16 protein-coding genes are annotated in these 16,234 nt (G+C 59.6%); 12 read left to right on the top strand and 4 right to left on the bottom strand.

Going from position 1 to position 16,234, the window contains the following annotated elements:
• Position 1 precedes the first annotated feature (1 nt).
• The 10 genes from rsmH (at position 2) to ftsZ (ending at position 12,949) form a co-directional block, all read left to right on the top strand.
• Entirely contained in the window at positions 2 to 937 is a 936-nt protein-coding gene (rsmH, locus tag ACEVJK_RS07355; RefSeq protein WP_374740296.1) for a 16S rRNA (cytosine(1402)-N(4))-methyltransferase RsmH, read from the top strand.
• A gap of 50 nt (positions 938 to 987) precedes the next feature.
• On the top strand, positions 988 to 1,551 hold the full coding sequence (locus ACEVJK_RS07350; RefSeq protein ID WP_374740295.1) for a hypothetical protein: 564 nt from the start codon (positions 988 to 990) through the stop codon (positions 1,549 to 1,551).
• A gap of 91 nt (positions 1,552 to 1,642) precedes the next feature.
• Positions 1,643 to 4,078, top strand: a complete 2,436-nt coding sequence (locus ACEVJK_RS07345; RefSeq protein WP_374740294.1) for a penicillin-binding transpeptidase domain-containing protein — start codon at positions 1,643 to 1,645, stop codon at positions 4,076 to 4,078.
• A gap of 83 nt (positions 4,079 to 4,161) precedes the next feature.
• Positions 4,162 to 5,676, top strand: coding sequence for a UDP-N-acetylmuramoyl-L-alanyl-D-glutamate--2,6-diaminopimelate ligase (locus tag ACEVJK_RS07340; protein WP_374740293.1), 1,515 nt, complete (start codon positions 4,162 to 4,164; stop codon positions 5,674 to 5,676).
• A gap of 172 nt (positions 5,677 to 5,848) precedes the next feature.
• On the top strand, positions 5,849 to 6,835 hold the full coding sequence (mraY, locus tag ACEVJK_RS07335) for a phospho-N-acetylmuramoyl-pentapeptide-transferase (protein WP_147571541.1): 987 nt from the start codon (positions 5,849 to 5,851) through the stop codon (positions 6,833 to 6,835).
• A gap of 69 nt (positions 6,836 to 6,904) precedes the next feature.
• Positions 6,905 to 8,137 (top strand): FtsW/RodA/SpoVE family cell cycle protein, encoded by a 1,233-nt coding sequence (locus ACEVJK_RS07330; RefSeq protein WP_374740292.1) that lies wholly within the window; start codon positions 6,905 to 6,907, stop codon positions 8,135 to 8,137.
• A gap of 61 nt (positions 8,138 to 8,198) precedes the next feature.
• Positions 8,199 to 9,326, top strand: coding sequence for a glycosyltransferase (locus tag ACEVJK_RS07325; RefSeq protein WP_147571539.1), 1,128 nt, complete (start codon positions 8,199 to 8,201; stop codon positions 9,324 to 9,326).
• 82 nt (positions 9,327 to 9,408) lie between these two features.
• Complete coding sequence (gene murA, locus ACEVJK_RS07320) at positions 9,409 to 10,668, top strand: UDP-N-acetylglucosamine 1-carboxyvinyltransferase (protein WP_147571537.1); 1,260 nt, start codon at positions 9,409 to 9,411, stop codon at positions 10,666 to 10,668.
• Positions 10,669 to 10,767: 99 nt separating this feature from the next.
• On the top strand, positions 10,768 to 11,634 hold the full coding sequence (locus ACEVJK_RS07315; RefSeq protein ID WP_262669690.1) for a cell division protein FtsQ/DivIB: 867 nt from the start codon (positions 10,768 to 10,770) through the stop codon (positions 11,632 to 11,634).
• Positions 11,635 to 11,803: 169 nt separating this feature from the next.
• Positions 11,804 to 12,949, top strand: coding sequence for a cell division protein FtsZ (ftsZ, locus tag ACEVJK_RS07310; RefSeq protein WP_147571533.1), 1,146 nt, complete (start codon positions 11,804 to 11,806; stop codon positions 12,947 to 12,949).
• Positions 12,950 to 13,005: 56 nt separating this feature from the next.
• Here the strand turns inward: ftsZ and ACEVJK_RS07305 are convergent, their stop codons facing one another.
• The 3 genes from ACEVJK_RS07305 to ACEVJK_RS07295 are packed head-to-tail and all read right to left on the bottom strand — an operon-like array spanning position 13,006 to position 14,259.
• Positions 13,006 to 13,686: an LrgB family protein gene (locus ACEVJK_RS07305; RefSeq protein WP_186851930.1), complete on the bottom strand. Its 681-nt coding sequence runs from the start codon at positions 13,684 to 13,686 to the stop codon at positions 13,006 to 13,008.
• Positions 13,683 to 14,033, bottom strand: a complete 351-nt coding sequence (locus tag ACEVJK_RS07300; protein ID WP_240288919.1) for a CidA/LrgA family protein — start codon at positions 14,031 to 14,033, stop codon at positions 13,683 to 13,685. The genes ACEVJK_RS07305 and ACEVJK_RS07300 overlap by 4 nt, the downstream gene beginning before the upstream one ends.
• Before the next feature lie 13 nt (positions 14,034 to 14,046).
• Positions 14,047 to 14,259: a helix-turn-helix domain-containing protein gene (locus ACEVJK_RS07295; RefSeq protein ID WP_186851932.1), complete on the bottom strand. Its 213-nt coding sequence runs from the start codon at positions 14,257 to 14,259 to the stop codon at positions 14,047 to 14,049.
• Between the two features lie 85 nt (positions 14,260 to 14,344).
• Between ACEVJK_RS07295 and ACEVJK_RS07290 the strand changes: the two genes are divergently transcribed.
• Positions 14,345 to 14,641: a DUF6809 family protein gene (locus ACEVJK_RS07290; protein ID WP_186851933.1), complete on the top strand. Its 297-nt coding sequence runs from the start codon at positions 14,345 to 14,347 to the stop codon at positions 14,639 to 14,641.
• Here ACEVJK_RS07290 and ACEVJK_RS07285 read toward each other — a convergent pair.
• Complete coding sequence (locus ACEVJK_RS07285) at positions 14,614 to 15,873, bottom strand: diaminopimelate decarboxylase (protein ID WP_374740290.1); 1,260 nt, start codon at positions 15,871 to 15,873, stop codon at positions 14,614 to 14,616. The genes ACEVJK_RS07290 and ACEVJK_RS07285 overlap by 28 nt on opposite strands.
• Here ACEVJK_RS07285 and ACEVJK_RS07280 point away from each other — a divergent pair.
• The gene (locus tag ACEVJK_RS07280; protein ID WP_147571512.1) at positions 15,872 to 16,072 is read left to right on the top strand and encodes a hypothetical protein; all 201 of its coding nucleotides are present in this window, start codon (positions 15,872 to 15,874) and stop codon (positions 16,070 to 16,072) included. The genes ACEVJK_RS07285 and ACEVJK_RS07280 overlap by 2 nt on opposite strands.
• The last annotated feature ends 162 nt before the right edge of the window (positions 16,073 to 16,234 follow it).

The raw sequence follows: 16,234 nt of genomic DNA, 5'->3' as shown, positions 1-16,234 counted from the left end.
TATGAGTGAGTTTACCCACTACCCCGTTCTGCTCAATGAGTGCATTGAGGGGCTGAATATCCGCCCGGACGGCGTGTATCTGGACGGGACCTTGGGCCGGGCAGGCCACAGCCGGGAGATCGCAAAGAGATTGAATACCGGGCGGCTCATCTGTGTGGACCGGGACGAGGCGGCCTTGGAGTCTGCGGGTCGGCGGCTGGACGAATACATGGATAAGGTCACCCTGGTCCACAGCAACTTTGACCGGGTGGGCCAGATTGTAGAGGAGCTGGAGTTGTCCGGTGTGGATGGGATGCTCTTTGATTTAGGGGTGTCCTCCCCGCAGCTGGATGACAGCTCCCGTGGGTTCTCCTACATGGCTGACGCCCCCCTGGATATGCGGATGGACCGGTCTGAGGGGCTGACCGCCGCGGAGGTGGTCAACACCTGGAGCCAGGAGGAGCTGCGGCGCATCCTCTTTCAGTACGGTGAGGAACGCTGCGCTCCTCAGATTGCCGCTGCTATCGTCCGCCGCCGGACGGAGAGGACTATCCTCTCTACTCTGGAGCTGGTGGACATCATCAAAAGCGCTATGCCCGCCAAGGCGTTGAGAGAAAAACAGCACCCCGCGAAGCGGACCTTTCAGGCCATTCGGATTGCGGTCAACGACGAACTGTCTTCTGTGGACCGGATGCTCCAGGGGGCGGTCTCCCATCTCAACAGAGGGGGAAGGCTGGCGGTGATTACGTTCCACTCTCTGGAGGACCGCATTGTCAAGACCAGCCTGGCCGGTTTTGCCAGGGGATGTACCTGCCCGCCGGATTTTCCCGTCTGCGTCTGCGGCAAGATGCCGGACATCCGGCTGGTGAATAAAAAACCCATTCTCCCCTCTGCCCAGGAATTGGAGGAGAATCCCCGCTCCCGCAGCGCCAAGCTGCGGGTGGCGGAAAAATTGTAAAGGGCACGTCCGGCGTGCCCGCTTCCTACCAAAGAGAAGGAGTGAGCGCTATGGCCGCCCGCCGTCGCAGCACAACCGTATATAACACCTATGGCAGCGTGGCCTATGCCCCCGCCTATGACGGCTCTGCCGTCCGTGCCCCCAGAAGGGAGGAGGAGCTTCAGCGCCGTCCCCAGCCCAAGACACGGGAGCACATCCGCCGCAAGCAGCTGACCCGCACCCAGGTCCAGGTCCGAGAGGCCGGTCAGGTGGCTCCCTTCGCGGTGGTGGGATTCATTGCGGTGGCAGTCTTTGCGGCCCTGCTCATTACCAGCTTTGCCCAGTTTACCGCCCTAAATGGGGAGGTGGTATCCCTCCAAAACCAGCTGACCACACTCCAGACAGAGAACGCTACCTTGTCCGCCCAGTACGAAAAGGTCTTTGATATGGAGACAATCCAGGCCGCGGTGGGAGAGAGCATGGTGCGGCCCACCAGCGACCAGGTAGAGTACATCGATTTGTCCGAGCCGGATACCGTGGTGGTCTACGGTGAGCAGGAGGCTTCCGGAGGCATCGTCGGCGCCCTGAAGGCAGCGGGCACAGTGTTGGGAGAAATGATTGAATATTTCCGCTGAACCGGCCATATAGATGAAAGACGAAAGATAGAGCAAGGGGCGCAAGAAAGGATATTTCTTGCGCCCTTCTACCGCAAAGGAGGGAAGCGTTATGCGGGAGGAATACGGGAGAAAAAGCCGCCAGAGCGCGGGCGGCGGGACCCGGGGCAGCCACTCCAAACGGTCTATATTCCGGCGCACGGTCTTCCTGATGGCGGTGTGCGGTGTGCTTATGTTCATCCCTCTGTTTTGGAAGCTGTGGAACATCGCCATTGTCAACCATGACTACTACCAGCAGCTGGCCACCAAGCAGCAGACGCTGGACCTGTCCGTGTCCTCCAGCCGGGGGAACATTTACGACCGAAACGGCAACGTGCTGGCCATGTCAGCCACAGTATACAACCTGATCTTATCCCCCAACGACCTGGAAAAGAGCGTGTCCAAAAAGGACTTTACCGATGAGGAGGGCAATCTGGACCAGGCGGCTTACGAGGCGGCGGTGGCCGCCAAGCAGGACCAGATGGTCCGGGACCTGACGGCTCTCGTCCCCGGCCTGGACGAGGAGAGAGTAGATACCCAGGTGCACGCCACCAAGTATTCCTACCGTGAGATCAAGAAGAACATCGAGGAGGAGGAGGCCCAGGCCATCCGGGAATACATCACCGAGAACAAGACCTCCGCCTACCTATACCTTACTCCCGGGACCAAACGCTACTACCCCTACTCCGGCCTAGCTGCCCAGGCCCTGGGGTTTGTCAATGACGAGGGGGGCGCCTACGGTATCGAGGCGGCGTACAACGACGTGCTGGAGGGCACCGCCGGCCGGGTGGTCACCACCAAGACCGGAGCGGGCACCCAGATGTACAACGCATACTCTGATTTCGTGGACGCCATTGACGGCTATGACTTGACCCTGACTATCGACGCTACCATCCAGTCCTATCTGGAAAAAACCATTGAGGAGGGCATCCAGGACTATGACGTGCGCAACGGCGCCTTCGCCATTGCCATGGACCCCAACACTGGCGCTGTCCTGGGGATCGCCAGTTCCCCGGACTTTGATCCCAATAACTACTCAAAAATTCTGGATGATATGCTGAATGGAAAGATGGATGAGAACACTCAGGCCATCTACGAGCAGTTGAAGGCGGACAATCCGGAAAATCTGACCGACGCCGAGCTCATGGCACAGGCAGAGAGTCAGGCATACAGTCAGGCCGTGATGAGCCAGTGGCGGAGTAAGGCCATCGACGATACCTATGAGCCGGGCTCTACCTTCAAAGCCCTGGTGCTGGCCGCCGCCCTGGAGGAGGGGGTGGTGAGTGAGAGCGACACCTTTTACTGCTCCGGCAGCGTGAAGATCGCCGATCACACGATTCACTGTTCTAAGGTCACTGGCCACGGTTCCCAGACCCTGGCGGAGGCGGTGGGCAACTCCTGCAACCCCGCCTTCATCGCCATCGGTCAGCGGCTGGGCATCGATTTGTTCTACGACTATTTCGAGGCCTTCGGCATGAAGGAAAAAACAGGCATTGACCTGCCTGGAGAGGGCAAGGGCGTGGTCTGGGAGCGGGAAGACATGATTCCCACTGACCTGGCGGTAGCCTCCTTCGGCCAGCGATTCAACGTCACCCCCCTCCAGATGATTCGAGGCTTTGCGGCCGTCATCAATGGCGGTAACCTGGTAAAGCCCTATGTGGTCCAGTCTATCAGTACGAAGGATGGCACCGTGGTCCAGAACACGGAGACCGAGGTCGTCCGTCAAGTGGTCAGCCAGGAGACCAGCCAGCGGGCCACCGATATCCTGGAGCAGGTGGTGTCCAAGGGGACCGGCAGGAACGCCTATGTGGCGGGGTACCGCATCGGCGGTAAGACGGGCTCCTCGGAAACAGGGGAGACGGGGCGCACTATCGTGTCCTTTATGGGCTTCGCTCCGGCTGACGACCCTCAGGTCATCGTCCTGCTGGCCTACGACAAACCTCAGGAGAGCGCCACTAACCCCAAAGAATCCACCACAGGGGTGTACATCAGCGGCGGCAATATGGCCGCCCCAAAAGCTGGCCCCCTGATCGCCCAGATCTTGGACTATATGGGAGTGGAGAAGAAGTACAACGCCGACGAGTCCGCCGCCGTGGATGTAAATACCCCCAAAGTCACCGGTATGACAGTGGCCGATGCCAAAAAGGCGTTAGACAAGAAAAACCTGAAGTACCGCACAGTGGGCGAGGGAGAGAGCATTACCGCTCAACTCCCTGCCGCCGGGGCCAGCGTCCCAGGAGGTTCCACTGTGGTGCTATACCTAGGGGACGCGGTGCCCGAGGAGAGCGGTACTGTCCCAGATGTGGTGGGCATGAGCTATGAGGGCGCCAAGAAACGGCTGGAGGAGGCCGGGTTCTTTATGCGGGCCTCCGGCGTGTCTGTGTACTATAGTAATACCACGACTGCCAGTGACCAGAGCATCCTGGGCGGAGAAACAGCCGCCATGGGCACCGTGGTAGATGTTCAGTTCTCCAACATTGTGGAGGACGGCGCGGTAGACTCGAGATAGGGAGATCCCTCCGGCTCGCTAGACTGCTGCATCATTTTGGCAAAATTTATAGAGAATCAAACCCACCCTTGAGGGGTGACGACATGAAATTGCGCCAATTGTTGAACGGCGTCCCCCTCAAGGGGGGTAACATTGACCAGGAGATGGAAATAAATTCCATTTCTTATGACAGCCGGACCCTGGAGCCCGGCGCTCTCTTCGTGGCTCTGCCCGGAGATAAGACGGATGGTCACCGGTACATCGACACGGCTCTGGAGAGAGGCGCCGCGGCCGTCCTGTGCCAGCGGGCTCCGGATCGGCCGGGTCCCTGGCTGGTGACAGAGGATACCAGACTGGCTCTGGCCCTTCTCTCGGCCAACTGGTTTGGACATCCGGGGGACGCTATGACCCTGGTGGCGGTCACCGGGACCAACGGCAAGACCACCACCACCAGCCTCATCAAAGAATTGCTGGAGGGGACGCGCCGGGCCAAGGTGGGCCTGATTGGCACCAATCGGAACATGATAGGGCGGGAGGAGCTGCCTGCCCACCGCACCACCCCGGAGAGCTATGAGCTCCAAGCCCTTCTGCGCCAGATGCTGGACAATGGCTGTACCTATGTGGTAATGGAGGTATCCTCCCACGCCCTGGTCCAGCACCGGACGGCGGGATTGACCTTTGACCTGGGGCTGTTCACCAATCTGACCCAAGACCACCTGGATTATCACCACACCATGGAGGAATATCGAGCGGCCAAGGGACTGCTCTTTGACCAGTGCCGCCAGGCGGTGCTGAACCTGGACGACCCAGCGGGCCGCTGGTATCTGGAACGGGTCAGATGTCCGGTGTTTACCTATTCAGAAAACAGGACCCAGGCGAATTTGAGCGCCAAAAATATCCGCCTGTTCCCCAGCCACGTGGAGTTTGACGCGCTCTCCACCGGCAGGTTAGTCCGCGTCCACCTGCCCATCCCCGGAGGGTTTTCCATCTACAACGCCCTGGCGGCCCTGTCCGCCGGACTGTGCCTGGGCCTGGGTCTGAAGGAGATGGCTCGGGTCATGCCCGCAGTCCACGGGGTAAAGGGCAGGGTGGAGGTGGTCCCTGTTCCTCCAGCCTATACCGTCATCATCGATTACGCCCACAGCCCCAACGCCCTGGAGAACATCCTGACCACCGCGCGGGACTTTACCGCCGGGCGTCTCATCTGTCTGTTTGGCTGCGGGGGAGACCGGGATAAAACCAAACGGCCCATTATGGGGGCCATCGCCCAGGACCTGGCCGATGTGGTGGTGGTCACCTCGGATAATCCCCGGACGGAAGATCCCCAGTCCATTATCACCGATATCCTGTCCGGTATGGAGGGGGAGCTGGAGAAGGTCCATGTGGAGCCGGACCGGCCTGCGGCCATCGGCTGGGCCCTGTCCCAGGGACAGCTTGGCGATGTGATCGTGCTGGCGGGCAAGGGCCATGAGACCTATCAGGAGATCAACGGCGTGTTCCATCATCTGGACGAGCGGGAGATTGTAGCCGACTGGTTTGCCGCGCAAAGAACGCCTCCTAAGGCGGCCGCCCAAGCGCGGGCCGGCACGGCGCTGGCGGGGAGTGGGGCGGAGCCGTGAGAAAGGCGTGCCATTTCCGAGAAAAAGGACGGGAAAGTGTGTGCAAAGGCTTAAAACTCTGCCGGAACGACAAGAAAGGACTGGAAAAACTCCGGCGGGCATAGTATAATAATAGGCCGCATATGCGCGGTTTGACTTACTTGAGAGAAAGACGACCTGGAGGGGTTCCGACATGACATATATACTGAGCTTTATCGTGGCCTTTGGCGTGGCCGCTATCGCGGGCCAGATCCTGATCCCGCTGCTTCGCCGGCTGAAGGCGGGCCAGTCCATCCGGGAGGATGGACCCACCTGGCACATGGCCAAACAGGGGACCCCCACCATGGGCGGCATCATGTTTATCCTGGCCATCGGCGTGGCCGTGCTTACAGCCGGGTGGGAGGACCTGCTTCGGGGAAGCCGAAACCACCTGTATGTGTTTCTGTTTGCTCTGGTCTTTGGGATCATCGGCTTTATTGATGACTTTCAGAAGCTGCGCCACCACGCCAACGAGGGACTGACTGCCGGTCAGAAGTTCCTGCTCCAGCTTGCGGCGGCTATCGTCTTCACTGTGCTGCTGCGCGGAAGCGGCTATCTGACCCCCAATTTGTATATCCCCTTCCTGAATGTAGAGCTGGCCCTTCCCTGGGTGGTGTACATGGTGTTCGCCGCTTTTGTCATGGTGGGCACTGTCAACGCCGTCAACCTGACCGACGGCATCGACGGGCTGGCCACCGGCGTCACCATCCCTGTGGCCCTGTTCTATGTGGGCGTATCCGCCTGGTACGGCCGGGATGACCTGACGGTACTCTCTGCTGCCCTGGCCGGCGGTCTGTCCGCCTTCCTGCTCTATAACTTCCATCCCGCCAAGGTCTTTATGGGGGACACAGGCTCCCTCTTTCTGGGCGGTATGGTGTGCGGGCTGGCCTTCGCCCTGAATATCCCCCTGGTCATCCCCATCATCGGCCTGGTCTATGTGGCTGAGGTGCTGTCCGATATTATCCAGGTAGTCTATTTCAAGAAAACAGGCGGAAAGCGGTTCTTTCGCATGGCGCCCCTCCACCACCATCTGGAGATGGGCGGCTGGAGCGAAACCAAGCTCTTTTGTGTCTTTTCCGGACTGACGTTGGTGCTGTGCGTCGTGGCCTTTCTGGGAGTAATGAACCGCTATCCGGTCTGACGCCGGGAGAGAGCAGCCCCGCGCTTTTCCGGATCCCTGTCCGAGTACGTCCCCATTTGATCAAAGGAGGTGGACATTATCGCCAGAAAAGCAAAACGTGACCTGACCATGGAGGAGCAGCTGGCCCGCGGCCCCATGGACCTGCCCTTCCTGATGCTGGTGCTCATGCTGGTGGGGATCGGGCTCATCATGATGTTTTCCGCTTCCTTTGCCTCGGCCTACTATGACTCGTCCCAAAATGTGCAGAACAACCCCATGTTCTACATCCGAAGGCAGGCCGCCTATGCCGCGGCAGGTCTGCTGGTGATGTATGTGACATCCAAGATCAATTACCAGCGTTTTCGCTGGATGTCTGTCTTTGTGCTGGTGGGCGCGATTGCGCTGCTGGTGCTGGTATTGACGCCCATCGGCGTAGAGATCAACCAGGTGAAACGCTGGCTCTATCTTTTCCTGGTGGCCGGCCCCACCTTTCAGCCTTCCGAGATTGCTAAGGTGGCGGTGGTCCTGTTTTTCGCGGCCCGGCTGTCCAAGCGGGACACCGAGCGGAAAAAGAAGTTTACCAACCGGACGCTCACCGGGCGGACTCTGAACCGGCTGGAGCGCATCGGCTTTTTGGAACTGGTGCCTTACGGTGCGGTGCTTTCCCTGGTGCTGGTACTGGTGGTCATGGAGCCCCATATGTCAGGGACCATCCTCATCATGGTGGGGGCCGCCGCCGTCCTTTTCGCATCAGGCATCAATCTGGGATGGTTCGTAGGGCTGGGCTCCTTTGCTGTGGCCGCCCTTACCTTTGTGGTCTTTGCCACCGACTATATGACGCGGAAGATCAACCTGTGGCTGGACCCCTGGTCCGATCCCCAGGGCGCGGGCTATCAGCCCATCCAGTCCCTCTATGCCATCGGCTCTGGCGGCCTGCTGGGCCTGGGGCTGGGCAAGAGCCGCCAGAAGTTTCTCTACATCCCTGAGCCGGAAAATGACTTTATCTTTTCTATCGTAGTGGAGGAGCTGGGCTTCATTGGAGCGGCCATCGTCCTGATCCTGTTCGCCCTGCTTATCATGCGTGGTTATTGGCTGGCCCTCCACGCCAGAGACAAATTCGGCACCCTGACCATCGTGGGTATCATCACGCTGCTGGCCGCCCAGGTATTTCTAAACATCGGGGTGGTCACCAACTTGATCCCCAACACGGGCATCTCTCTGCCTTTCTTTAGCTACGGGGGTACCGCGCTGATGATACAACTGGCGGAGATGGGCATTATTTTGAGCATCTCCCGGCAGATTCCGGCGCCGAAAAAGGACTGATAGAAAGCGTGGAGAGCTAAGATAAGGCATCTGTTCTTCACGCTCACAGAAGAGGTGTTTTATGAACATTCTGTTTACCTGCGGCGGTACCGCCGGCCATGTGAATCCCGCGGTGGCTCTGGCCCATATCTTCCAGGAGCGGCACCCAGGCTGCCGGGTCCTCTTCGTGGGGGCCGATGGAGGGATGGAAAATAAGCTGGTGCCCAAGGAGGGCTACGAGATCCGCTCCGTCACCATCACCAATTTCCACCGCTCCTTTGCCCCTGCTGATATCGCCCACAACCTGGGCACCCTGATGAATATGCGGAAGTCCAAAAAGCAGGCTCAGGTTATTCTGGATGAGTTTAAGCCTGACCTGGTGGTGGGCACCGGCGGCTACGCCTCCTTCCCTGTGGTCAACGAGGCCGCCCGCCGGAAGATCCCCACCGCCGTCCATGAGTCAAACGCCGTCCCAGGCCTGACCACAAAGGCCCTGGCCAGAGTGGTGGACCGGGTGATGGTGGGCTTTGAGGAGAGCCGTTCCCACTACGACGACCCTTCCAAGGTGGTGGTCACCGGCACCCCGGTCCGGGGCGATTTTTTCAAGTATACCCGCCAGGAGGCGCGGGAGAAGTTGGGCCTCGCCGACGAGCGGCCCCTGCTGCTGTCCTACTGGGGCTCGCTGGGGGCAGAGGTCATGAACCAGAAGATGGTGGATTTCATCGCCAAGGAGTGCTATGAGGGCGCTCCCATCCGCCATATCCATGGCGCCGGCCGGGACTTCCCCTGGATGCGGGAGGAGCTTCTTCGCCGGGGGCTGAAGCTGGGGGACAACGGGGTGGAGGTCCGGGAGTATATCTATGATATGCCTCTGGTCATGGCCGCCGCCGACGTGGTCTTGTGCCGGGCGGGGGCCTCCACGATCTCGGAGATCACCGCCATCGCCAAGCCCTCGGTGCTGGTCCCATCCCCCAATGTCACTGCCAACCACCAGGAAAAGAACGCGCGGGTGCTGGCTGACCAGGGGGCGGCGATCCTCCTGCGGGAGCAGGACTGCGGGGAGCATACCCTCTACGATACTGTGGAGCTGCTGATGCAGGAGCGGGACCGGCGGGACGCCATGGTCCGGGCCCTCAACGCCATGGCTGTGCCCAACGCCGGGGAGAAGATATACCAGACCCTGCGGGAAATCATGCGAGACAAAGCATAAGAAGGGGCGGGACCGCCTCATAAACCAAATGGACTGTTTCCGCATAGGATAGCCTGAATCAAAGAAATTTGGAGGCTATCCCATGAGCTTTTATCGAATCGAGGGCGGACGGCCCCTATCGGGCAGCCTGTCCGTTCAGGGGGCCAAGAACAGTGTCTTGCCCATCCTGGCCGCCGCCGTGTTGGCCCCGGGTCAGAGTGTCATCCACAACTGTCCCGACCTGTCCGACGTATCTGCTACCCTGGACATCCTGCGCCTTCTGGGCTGCCGGACGGAGCGGGAGGGGGATACTGTCCTGGTGGATGCCTCTGCCCTGTGCCGTTCGGACATTCCGGACCGGCTGATGCGGGAGATGCGCTCCTCTGTGATCTTTCTGGGCGCGCTGCTAGCCCGGCTGGGGGAAGCGGAGCTGACCTATCCCGGCGGCTGTGAGCTGGGCCCCCGGCCCATCGACCTGCACTTGTCCGCTCTGCGCCGTCTGGGTGCGGAGATCCGGGAGGACCAGGGGTGCCTGCGTTGCCAGGGAGGCGGAGCCCTCCGGGGAAGGGAGCTTTGCCTGAACCTGCCCAGCGTGGGCGCGACGGAAAACGCCATGCTGGCCGCTTGCGGCTGTCCGGGGGTCACCTTGATCCAAGGCGCCGCCCGCGAGCCGGAAATTGTGGACCTGCAAGGGTTTCTGCGGGCTATGGGGGCGGAGGTGTCGGGGGCAGGGACCTCGGTTATCACCATCCGGGGCGGCGTGCCGCTCCATCCGGCGGAGCACTGCGTCATGGGGGACCGGATCGCGGCGGCTACATATCTATGCGCGGCGGCCGCCGCCGGAGGAGAGGTGGAGCTGACCCGGGCGGAGCCCCAGACGCTTACCGCGGTGCTCAGTGCGCTGGAGGAGGCGGGCTGCCGCCTGACTTCCGGACCGGACCACATTCTGCTGGAGAGCCGGGGGCCGCTTCAGAGCATCCCAACTGTGCGTACCGCGCCCTATCCCGGTTTCCCTACCGATGGGCAGGCCATCCTGATGGCCGCCCTGACTGGGGGGCAGGGGACCACCATGTTTGTGGAGAATATGTTTGATAGCCGGTACGGCCATGTAGACGAGCTGCGCCGCATGGGGGCGGATATCCGGGTAGACGGCCGGGTGGCGGTAGTCACCGGGGTAGGAAGGCTCCATGGAGCCGCCGTCCGAAGCACGGACCTGAGAGGCGGGGCCGCCTTGGTGGTAGCCGGACTAGGGGCGGAGGGGACCACGGAGGTGTCCGACCTGCACCATATTTGCCGGGGCTATGAGAAGCTGCCTCAGAACCTGCGGGCCCTGGGAGCGGATATTCAGGAGCTTCCGGATTGACCAGAGGGGGACCATTGGGAACACAGAGAACCAGCGGCGAAGCTGTGCAAACTTCCGGCAGGAACCGGATGGGAGCCCGGCGGAGCCAGGGAGGATCGTATGCCGAGAAAGAACCACAGCAGAACACGCAGGAAGAACAGAGGGCGCTTTGGCCCTCTGTTCAAGCTGCTCTGCGCCCTGGCTGTGGTCATCGCCCTGACCATAGGGGCCACAGTATTTTTCCAGGTGGAGACCATCGCTGTGACAGGAAACAGCCGCTATACACAGCAAGAGGTGATAGACGCCTCCGGCATCCAAATCGGCGACAATCTCTACCGAATGAATAAGTATCAGATCGGGGATCAGGTGCTGCGGCAGCTGCCCTATGTGGAGAAGATTCTGATCCGCCGCTCTCTGCCCAGCACCATCGTCATTACGGTGTCCGAGTGGGACGCTGTCGCCCAGATCCTGCCCCCGGAACCGGGTGCGGCGGTGACAGTGGAGGAACCGGAGCAGCCGGCGGAGGACCCAGAGGCCAGCTCCTCCGGCAGTCAGCCGGCCACCCTCCAGGCGGCTTCGGAGCCATGGCTCATCAGTGTGGGGGGCAAGCTGCTGGAGCCGGCGCCCGCCGACAGCGGAGCCATCGAGGTGACAGGGCTCACCGCCCTGTCACCAAAGGCGGGTACCATGCTGGAGATCCCAGAGGCGGAGCAGCCCAGACTGGATGCCCTGCTGGATCTGCTGGCCACTCTGGAGGAGATGGAGGCGGTGGACCGGGTGTCCTCCATCCAACTGAGTGACACCCAGGTCAAACTGCACTATCTGGAGCGGTTTGAGGTAAAAATGCCCCTTAACGCGGACTTTAGTTATAAGCTCCGAGTGCTGGAGCAGGCGGTGGCCAAGGCGGAGGAGGAGTTTGGCAGTCAGGCATCCGGCACCATGGACCTGACACAGCAGGACTACGCCGCGGTGTATTCTCCCGATTGATGGGAAGTATTGAAAAATGACGGAAAGTTTCGTCGGAAGCGAGATTTTCTCTTGACCGGCAAAGGAAAGAGCGATACAATATAACAAAATGTAGACTTCACAAGCGGAAGCTATCCACAACAGGTTGTTTTGCGGCGATAGCTTCCACATTTACATAGGAGGAACGACAATGGCCTTCGGATTGGATATGGGTCCTGAAAGCGTAGTAAACATCAAGGTAGTGGGCGTCGGCGGCGGCGGCAATAACGTGGTCAACCGTATGGTCCGTACCGGCACCAAGGGCGTGGATTTCATCGCGGTCAACACCGACAAGCAGGCGCTGTCGCTCTCTGGCGCAGGCCAGAAGATACAGATCGGCGAGAAGCTGACCAACGGCCAGGGGGCGGGCTCCGACCCTGAGGTGGGCCGCAAGTCTGCCGAGGAGAACCGTAGCCAGATCTCCAAGGTCCTGGAGGACGCTGACATGGTCTTTATTACCGCCGGCATGGGCGGTGGCACCGGCACTGGCGCGGCCCCCATCGTGGCCGATATTGCCAAGGAGCTGGGGATACTTACCGTGGGCGTGGTCACCAAGCCCTTCCGGTTCGAGGGAATGCGCCGTATGAAGCAGGCGGAGAACGGGATTGCTGAACTGCGCAACAAGGTGGATTCACTGGTTATCATCCCCAACGAGCGGCTGAAGCTGGCCACGGACCAGAAGATCACCATGCTCAACGCCTTTGAGATTGCGGACGATGTTCTGCAGCAGGCCGTCCAGTCCATCTCTGACCTGATCAATAACACCGGCTTTATCAATCTGGACTTTGCCGATGTGTCCGCCGTCATGAAGGACGCGGGGTGCGCCCACATGGGCGTTGGCCGCGCCGCGGGCAAGAATAAGGCTGAGGAGGCTGCCAAGATGGCTATTTCCAGCCCCCTGCTGGAGACTTCTATCAACGGCGCCAAGGGCGTGCTGATCAATGTGACCGGCTCTATGGATATCGGCCTGGAGGAGGTAGAGACAGCGGCCAACCTGGTCCAAGAGGCCGCTCACCCCGACGCCAATATCATCTTCGGCGCTGCCTTTGATGAGTCCCTGGAGGACGAGATTCGGGTCACTGTCATCGCTACCGGGTTTGACCAGGCGCCCAACAGTGTTCCAACTGCCCCCAGCGCTGCTGGGGAGCGTCCCGCGGTACAGGCTCCGTCCCAGGAGGCTGGGCAGCCAGCTGGAGAGGGGCAGTCGGCCGCTTCTCCTGTTGCCGAACCGGAGAAGCCCAAGGTCAGTGACGACGACTGGGATATTTTGGAGCGTATTTTCAGCAAGAAACGCTAATTTATGATAAAAGACAAAGCAGCCCGTGCCGATGGCACGGGCTGCTTTTATGCGGATTAGAAAAACATGATGATGATGGAGGTCATGATGCCGCATACACAAAGGGCGATAGAGCTCATAGCCCCCTGGAGAGCGCCAATCTCCATGGCCTTGGAGGTACCCAGAGCATGGCTGCACGCCCCGATGGCCACCCCTTCCGCCACCGGGTCTGTGACGCGGAACAGTTTGGCGAAAAGGGGGGCAAAGATAGCGCCTATTACTCCGGCCACTAGCACGGCGGTGACTGTGATGCCCTGAATACCACCGTTGCTGTCCGAGATGGCAACAGCGATAGCGGTTGTGACGCTTTTAGGCAGGAGGGAGGAGGCAATGACACTGTCCACAGACAGCAGTTTGCACAGCAGAAGGATGGACCCCAGACTAGTGAGACAGCCGGTGAAGCACCCCGCCAGGACAGGGAAAAAATACTCCTTTAGTAGCTGACGCTGGCGGTAGATATTCAGGGCCAGCACCGCGGTCACTGGGCCCAGGAGCAGGGAGAGGACATCGCCGCCCTGCTGGTAGTCCTCATACGGGACACGGAGGGCTGCCAATACCGACAGGATCAGAGCCACGGCCACGGCAAGGGGGTTGAGCAGGAAACAGCCGGTCCGTTTCTGGATCCACTGAGCCACGCTCCAGGCCGCGCAGGTCAGCACAATGCCAAAGAAGGGGGAGGAGAAAAGAATGTCTCTCACCGGCCTTTCCCCCCCTTCCGACGAATGAGTAGCTGGATGGTCCAGGCGGTGACCAGATAGACCAGGGGAGTGGTGACTACGGCAATAAAAAAGAAGGGGATCAGGTAGGGAAGAAGCTTCTCCCAATGCTCTATGATGGCTACACAGGGCGGGACGAAGAAGAAGGCCATATTGTCCACCAGGAAGCCGGAGACCCGGCCGATGTGCCGCTCCTTTACCACTCCAGAAAAGAGGAGCAGCAGGAGAAGCACCAGACTGATGACCCCGGCGGGAAAGGGGAAGGGCAGCAGAAAGGAGATGCCCTCGGAGATCAGACAAACGCCGAACACAACGGCGATCTCACCCATGATGTTCAAAATACTAGCTCCTTTTCTCAGACCGGCCCACCAGGTAATCCAGGGTGACCTGGTAGAAGTCGGCCATCCGGACCAGGGTGGAGGCGTCCGGCTCCCGCTCCCGCTTTTCATATCGCCGGTAAGTGCTGAACGGGACGCCCATTCCTTTTGCCGCATCTCCTTGGGTGAGATGCCGTTCTTTTCGGAGGAGGAAAAGACGGTCAGATAATTTTGTCATTTTTTCTTTACCCCCTTGACAGCCCCAAACGGAGTAATTATAATAGAATTAACCCGTTTGGAGTATAAAAGTGGGAGGACAAATCATGATAGAATCGGTAAGAATCCTGTATGACTATGTCTTGGAATGCCGAAATGAAATGATGAAAGACCCGGACTATCGGGCTAGTGGTGAAATCGTGGATAAAAATTACAATCAGTTGAAGGGGCGGCTGAATGAGGAGGGGTGCCAGCTTTTGGACCAGCTGATGGACAGTCTGACGCACCAGCTGTGCCTGGACATGGAGTACAAATTCCAAATCGCCCTGGAAATGGGCGCGGAGTTGTATACAGCCCTCAGTCCCCGGCAGACGCCTTACTCCCAAATAGCGGTGGCGAAATAGTCTTCCGGCGTTTCGGCCCGACGGATCAGGCGGGTAGAGCCGTCCTCGCACAGCAGGACCTCGGCGGAACGGAGCCGTCCATTGTACTGATAGCCCATAGCGTGGCCATGGGCGCCGGTGTCATGGATGACCAACAGATCACCAATGTCTATCTCAGGCAGCATCCGGTCGATGGCGAATTTGTCGCTGTTCTCACACAGGGCGCCGGTGACGTCGTACTTGTGGTCACAGGGCAGGTCCTCCTTGCCCATCACAGTGATGTGGTGATAGGCCCCATAGATGGCCGGCCGCATCAGATTGGAGGCACAGGCGTCCACCCCAATATAATCCTTATAGGTGTGCTTCTCGTGGAGAACTTGGGTGACCAGGTGGCCGTGGGGAGCCAGCATGAACCGGCCCAGCTCGGTGCAGAGGGACACATCACCCATCCCCGCGGGGACCAGGATCTCCTCGTAGGCCCTCCGTACCCCTTCGCCGATGACCGCGATGTCATTGGCAGGCTGATCCGGACGGTAGGGGACGCCCACTCCGCCGGACAGGTTGATAAAGGTGATATGACAGCCGGTTTCTTCCTTCAACTCCACAGCGGTGCGGAAGAGAATGGCGGCCAGCGCAGGGTAATACTCGTTGGAAATGGTGTTGGAGGCCAGGAAAGCGTGGATGCCGAACTCCTCGGCGCCCAGCTCTTTCAGCCGGCGGAATGCCTGGGTCATCTGGGGCCGGGTCAGACCGTATTTGGCCTCCCCGGGGTTATCCATCACCTGAAAGCCCTCTTTGCTCTCGCCCAGGGTAAAGGTGCCGCCAGGGTTATAGCGGCAGGAGATCTTTTTGGGGATATAGCCGATGGTGTTCCGCAAAAAGTCGATGTGACTGATATCGTCCAGATTGATGGTGGCCCCCAATTCGGCGGCCAGCTGAAATTCCTCGGCGGGCGTATCATTGGAAGAAAACATGATCTCGTCCCCGGCAAAGCCACACCGCTGGCTCATCATCAGCTCGGTGAGGGAGGAGCAGTCCACGCCACAGCCCTCCTCCCGCAGGAGCTTCAGAATTTGGGGATTGGGGGTGGCCTTGACGGCAAAATACTCCTTAAAGCCTGGATTCCAGGAGAAGGCCCGGTACAGGCCGCGGGCGGTTTCACGGATGCCCTTCTCATCGTAAAGGTGGAAGGGGGTGGGGTACTGTTTGACGATTTCCTGGAGCTGCTCCAGGGTGACGAAGGGCCGCTTCATGGCAGATCGCTCCTTTATCTTTGGTATGGGGCGGGACAGAGAAAAGCCTTCCCAGCGGGAAGGCAAAAAACTCCCCAAGAGGGAAAAATCAAAACTAGTTTATCCCCCCAAGGGAAAAAAGTCAATGCGCGGAACGACCAACAAGCCGGCAGAGAAGAAAAAATCTTTTATCTTTCGAGAAAAAATCCCGAAAACATAACATTTTCTCTTGCGTCCTGTCGGAAATTCTGTTATGATACTTCGGAACGAGAAAGGGGGAGCGCGTCATGACCATGTATGAGCCTTTTAGCTGGCCTAAGTTTGACGGGGCCCTCATTTCTATCTGCCGCTGACAATCACAATGTGGTTGTCTTTTTTTGTG

It is taken from the genome of Flintibacter sp. P01028, assembly GCF_041925235.1.
GTDB lineage: Bacteria > Bacillota > Clostridia > Oscillospirales > Oscillospiraceae > Lawsonibacter > Lawsonibacter aceti.
Note: the sequence above shows the minus strand (reverse complement) of the source record. Positions and strands in the feature narration are given on the sequence as shown.

What these genes read in the sequence shown, in the direction of transcription:
- rsmH (WP_374740296.1), top strand. Translation starts at nt 2, where the DNA reads ATGAGTGAGTTTACCCACTACCCCGTTCTGCTCAATGAGTGCATTGAG.
- ACEVJK_RS07350 (WP_374740295.1), top strand. Translation starts at nt 988, where the DNA reads ATGGCCGCCCGCCGTCGCAGCACAACCGTATATAACACCTATGGCAGC.
- ACEVJK_RS07345 (WP_374740294.1), top strand. Translation starts at nt 1,643, where the DNA reads ATGCGGGAGGAATACGGGAGAAAAAGCCGCCAGAGCGCGGGCGGCGGG.
- ACEVJK_RS07340 (WP_374740293.1), top strand. Translation starts at nt 4,162, where the DNA reads ATGAAATTGCGCCAATTGTTGAACGGCGTCCCCCTCAAGGGGGGTAAC.
- mraY (WP_147571541.1), top strand. Translation starts at nt 5,849, where the DNA reads ATGACATATATACTGAGCTTTATCGTGGCCTTTGGCGTGGCCGCTATC.
- ACEVJK_RS07325 (WP_147571539.1), top strand. Translation starts at nt 8,199, where the DNA reads ATGAACATTCTGTTTACCTGCGGCGGTACCGCCGGCCATGTGAATCCC.
- murA (WP_147571537.1), top strand. Translation starts at nt 9,409, where the DNA reads ATGAGCTTTTATCGAATCGAGGGCGGACGGCCCCTATCGGGCAGCCTG.
- ACEVJK_RS07315 (WP_262669690.1), top strand. Translation starts at nt 10,768, where the DNA reads ATGCCGAGAAAGAACCACAGCAGAACACGCAGGAAGAACAGAGGGCGC.
- ftsZ (WP_147571533.1), top strand. Translation starts at nt 11,804, where the DNA reads ATGGCCTTCGGATTGGATATGGGTCCTGAAAGCGTAGTAAACATCAAG.
- ACEVJK_RS07300 (WP_240288919.1), bottom strand. Translation starts at nt 14,033, where the DNA reads ATGGGTGAGATCGCCGTTGTGTTCGGCGTTTGTCTGATCTCCGAGGGC.
- ACEVJK_RS07295 (WP_186851932.1), bottom strand. Translation starts at nt 14,259, where the DNA reads ATGACAAAATTATCTGACCGTCTTTTCCTCCTCCGAAAAGAACGGCAT.
- ACEVJK_RS07290 (WP_186851933.1), top strand. Translation starts at nt 14,345, where the DNA reads ATGATAGAATCGGTAAGAATCCTGTATGACTATGTCTTGGAATGCCGA.
- ACEVJK_RS07280 (WP_147571512.1), top strand. Translation starts at nt 15,872, where the DNA reads ATGGCAGATCGCTCCTTTATCTTTGGTATGGGGCGGGACAGAGAAAAG.
- ACEVJK_RS07285 (WP_374740290.1), bottom strand. Translation starts at nt 15,873, where the DNA reads ATGAAGCGGCCCTTCGTCACCCTGGAGCAGCTCCAGGAAATCGTCAAA.